Raw genomic sequence first — 3,973 nt, 5'->3', positions numbered from 1 at the left:
GGGAGTGTCATAGGAGACTCCTTGTCTGTGCGGTCGAGTCGGCCGCGGGACTCAATGGGTGATCAGCCGGTCGGCGATGGTCAGCGACGCACCGGTGGCAGCTCGGACTTCTTCGGTGCCGATTCCGGGTGCCGTTTCGCGCAGGATCAGCCGGCCGTCACCGACGACGTCGATGACCGCGAGGTCGGTGATGACCCTGTGCACCACCGCCTGCCCAGTGAGCGGCAGGGAGCATTTCTCCACGATCTTCGGATTACCTTGTCGATCGGTGTGTTCCATAACAACGATGACCCGTTCCGCGCCGTGCACCAGGTCCATGGCCCCACCAATACCCTTGACCATCTTTCCCGGCACCATCCAATTGGCGAGATCACCGGTGCACGAAACCTGCATACCTCCCAGCACCGCGGTACCGATATGCCCGCCACGGATCATGCCGAACGACAGCGCCGAATCGAAGAACGCCGCCCCCGACTCCACGGTCACGGTTTCCTTACCTGCATTGATCAGATTCGCGTCAACCGCGTCCTCGGTCGGGTACGGGCCGGTACCCAGGATCCCGTTCTCGGAATGCAAAATGACCCGCGTCGACGGATCCAGATACCCGGGGATCAGGGTCGGCAACCCGATACCGAGATTGACGTACTCGCCGTCCCGCAGCTCCACCGCGGCCCGCCGCGCCATATCGTGGCGGCTCCATCCTCGTGTCTGCACGGTGTCGCTCATGACCGGTCTCCTGTGGTCTTGCGGACAGTTCGTTTCTCGATGCGCGGCTCCTGTGGCCCGGTCTCGACGATGCGTTGCACGAAGATGCCCGGTAGATGCACCTGCGCGGGACCAATCTGACCGGGCGCCACCAGCCGTTCCACCTGCGCGACCGTGATACGGCCCGCCATGGCGGCCAGCGGGTTGAAATTCATGGCAGTCTTATCGAACACCAGGTTGCCCTCGGTATCACCAACGGTCGCGTGCACGAGCGCGAAATCCGCGACGATGCCGTACTCCAGCACATAGTGCTTGTCACCGAATTCGCGGGTCTCCTTGGCCGGCGATTCGACCGCCACCGTGCCGTCGGCGGCGTATCGCCACGGCAGGCCTCCATCGGCAACCGGAGTACCGACTCCCGCCGGTGTGAAGAACGCCGGGATCCCGGCACCACCGGCGCGCAGGCGCTCGGCGAGGGTGCCCTGCGGGGCGAGTTCGACCTCCAGTTCACCGGCCAGATACTGCCGCGCGAACTCCTTGTTCTCACCCACATAGGAGGCGGTCACCCGGCGGATCCGGCCCAACTCCAGCAGGATTCCCAGCCCTTGCCCGTCGACACCGCAGTTGTTGGAGAAGACCTCGAGATCTCGCGCTCCGGCCTCGGCCAACGCTGCGATCAGGGCGTCGGGAATACCGCACAACCCGAAGCCCCCGACCGCGATCGTGGCGCCGTCTCCGATATCGGCGACCGCCTCCGCCGCCGTCCCGACAATCCTGGTGGCCACTCTCCCACCTCTCTCCCATCTCACAGAGAATTGTTCGCTCGCTGAACGAACACTGGAAAACCCTTGCGGAGCTAATCAAAACCCACAAATAACAGGCAATACTTAACGGTCGATAGCTTCATATTGCTCGCAGACTGAGCTACAGGTGTCGATCACGTTCACTGAGTGAACATATGATCAGTGCATGGACGACAAGCCACACGTCATCGAACGGGTCGCCACATTGCTCCGCGCCGTCGGCGACCACGAACCGGCCGGATCCTCGACCTCCGACCTCGCCCGCTACACCCGCCTCGCCCGGCCCACGACCCATCGCCTACTGACAGCCCTGTCCGCAGAGGGTTTTGTCGATCGCGACCACACCACCGGGCGATGGACGCTGGGCCCGGAGATCTACCTGCTCGGATCCCTGGCCGCCGACCGATACGACATCACCGGAAGTGCCCGCGATATCCTGCGCCGGCTCAGCCGCGACACCGGAGAAAGCGCGTTCCTCTCGACCCGGCGCGGCGACGAAACCGTCTGCGTGGCAGCAGAAGAAGGCAACTTCCCCCTCCGGTCCCACGTCCTGCACCCGGGAATCCGTTTCCCACTCGGCGTCGCCTCCGCCGGCCTGGTCATCCTCGCGCACCTGACCGACCGCGAAATCGACGACTACCTCGGCCGTATCGACCTCACCGACCGGCACGGCGCGGCACACACCAGCGAACAGATCCGCACCCGCATCGAAGCCACCCGCGAACAGGGCTACTCGGTCAATCCCGGGCTACTGGTCGAAGGCAGCTGGGGCATAGGCGCCGCGGTGTTCGACCACCGCGGCACCCCGGCCTGGGCACTGAGCCTCACCGGCGTCGAAACGCGATTCTCGCCCGAACGCAGACCCGAACTCGGAACGATCCTGCTGCAGGCCGCCCACGAACTCAGCCAGCGCCTACACCCCGGTCTCCTGCCGTCGAGCCGGCCCCCGAACTGACCGGCTCTACCAACTGAGTGCTCACCTCCGACCGTAAATCACTCCACGGCTCGGCCTATTTCGAGCGAAGGCCTCCGGACAGCGCACTGCAGCCCAGCTCGCGTAGCCGAACCCGACAACGAAAGCGCCGATGAAGAATTGAGGTTGCCCCGGTCTGGTGAACAGCGCGTAGAAGATCGCGCCCACATTGGCGAAGGCCAGCGCCGCCGGCACCACCGTGCGCCATCGCGTCGCAAGAGTTTCCATGATCGGAACGCGCGAGCGGGTGTCGCCGCTCTGCAGCCGGGCGAACCCCGGGGTCTCGGAGATACGCAGGCGAATCAACATACCCACCAGCACCAGCGACGCACCCAGCAGAAACGGCACCCGCCGGCCCCACGATCCGAAGGCGTCGGCGGGCAGCAGGTCCAGTAGCAGGAAGGTCACCGTGGAAAGCAACAAGCCGACCACCAGGCCCACCTGCGGTGCGGTCGCCATCAAGCCGCGGCGCTTGGGATCGGCATGTTCCACCACCCCACTCTCCGCCGAGGGCGAAACCCTGGACGAATCGAAGCACCGTCAACAGCACGGGTGCGGCCACACCGATCGCCGCATACGTCGGCAGGAATCCGATCGCGAATGTCGCCCCTCCCATCATCAGAAGTGATACGACCAGCATGGTCTTTCGCCCGAGCCGGTCCCCATAGTGCCCGAAGACGACGGAGTCGAGTGGCCGGCCGAAATAGCCGACCGCTATACCGCCGAAAGCCGGAATCGTGCCGACGAGAGGGTCATAGGAGGGGAAGAACAGGGTGTCGAGCACAGGGCGGCGGCCGTCGAGTAAGCGAAGAAGTCGAACCACTCGATGGTGGTACCGATGAGGCTCGACGATACGACGGTCCGCATCGACGTGGCTTCGTTGTGCGGCGCTGCCGGGGAATGCGATTCGGCGCCCGCCCTCGAATCCGTTGCGCTCGGAAATGGATCTGTCATAACTCTCCTTGACATGGGCTGTCGGTAGATCGGCACGACAGCCGGGACTGGGTCGATGGAACGATATCGCGAAAAATGTGACTCAGGACATGGGTCGATTGCCCGTAACGTATGCGTACGGGTGTGCTCTATATACATAGGACCCGAGGCTCGGGTGGACTCCCCAGGCAGGAGAAAAAGCTGTGGTCATGCCCGAGGGCACCGCACCGATCACCACGGTCGCCCGGTTGCTGACCGATATGGTCGGCGGCGATCTGCAAGCCGGCGCCATCGCGGTAAGTGTCGAACAGATCGAGGCCGCTGACAGTGACCGCTCGGAGTTGCGCCGGGTGCTCAGCCGCTTACAAGGCGAATTGGCGCGGCTGCGGCGGCGGGAGCACGAGTTGACGGTGTTGTTCTCGAGCGCGCGCGAGCTCGCGCAATCGCGCGACCTGGATACCCTGCTGGCGCGGTTGGTGACGCGCGCGCACGAGTTGATGGGCACCGATGTCACGTATCTGTCGGAGTTCGATCCGAGTACCCGGGAGCTACGCGTACG

The 3,973-nt window shown here is 64.4% G+C and carries 4 protein-coding genes and 1 pseudogene; 2 read left to right on the top strand and 3 right to left on the bottom strand.

The annotated features are described in order from the left end of the window. Nucleotides 1–51 precede the first annotated feature (51 nt). Nucleotides 52–726 carry a 3-oxoacid CoA-transferase subunit B gene (locus ON20_RS26135; RefSeq protein ID WP_040839775.1) on the bottom strand — a complete coding sequence of 225 codons (675 nt, stop codon included), beginning with the start codon at nt 724–726 and terminating at the stop codon, nt 52–54. Continuing rightward, nucleotides 723–1,490 (bottom strand): CoA transferase subunit A, encoded by a 768-nt coding sequence (locus ON20_RS26130; protein ID WP_040839772.1) that lies wholly within the window; start codon nt 1,488–1,490, stop codon nt 723–725. Before ON20_RS26130 ends, ON20_RS26135 begins: the two co-directional genes overlap by 4 nt. 184 nt (nt 1,491–1,674) lie before the next feature. On the opposite strand from ON20_RS26130, the gene ON20_RS26125 reads away from it, so the two are divergent. After that, complete coding sequence (locus ON20_RS26125) at nt 1,675–2,463, top strand: IclR family transcriptional regulator (RefSeq protein WP_051163342.1); 789 nt, start codon at nt 1,675–1,677, stop codon at nt 2,461–2,463. A 21-nt stretch (nt 2,464–2,484) separates the two neighbouring features. Here ON20_RS26125 and ON20_RS33440 read toward each other — a convergent pair whose 3' ends face one another. After that, nucleotides 2,485–2,973 carry an MFS transporter gene (locus tag ON20_RS33440; protein ID WP_157229009.1) on the bottom strand — a complete coding sequence of 163 codons (489 nt, stop codon included), beginning with the start codon at nt 2,971–2,973 and terminating at the stop codon, nt 2,485–2,487. Nucleotides 2,974–3,623: 650 nt separating this feature from the next. Between ON20_RS33440 and ON20_RS26115 the strand changes: the two are divergent. Further along, nucleotides 3,624–3,973, top strand: a pseudogene (locus ON20_RS26115) (hypothetical protein); the annotation flags it as partial.

This window comes from Nocardia brevicatena NBRC 12119 (genome assembly GCF_000308495.1).
GTDB lineage: Bacteria > Actinomycetota > Actinomycetes > Mycobacteriales > Mycobacteriaceae > Nocardia > Nocardia brevicatena.
This window is presented reverse-complemented; position numbering and strand designations above follow the sequence as displayed.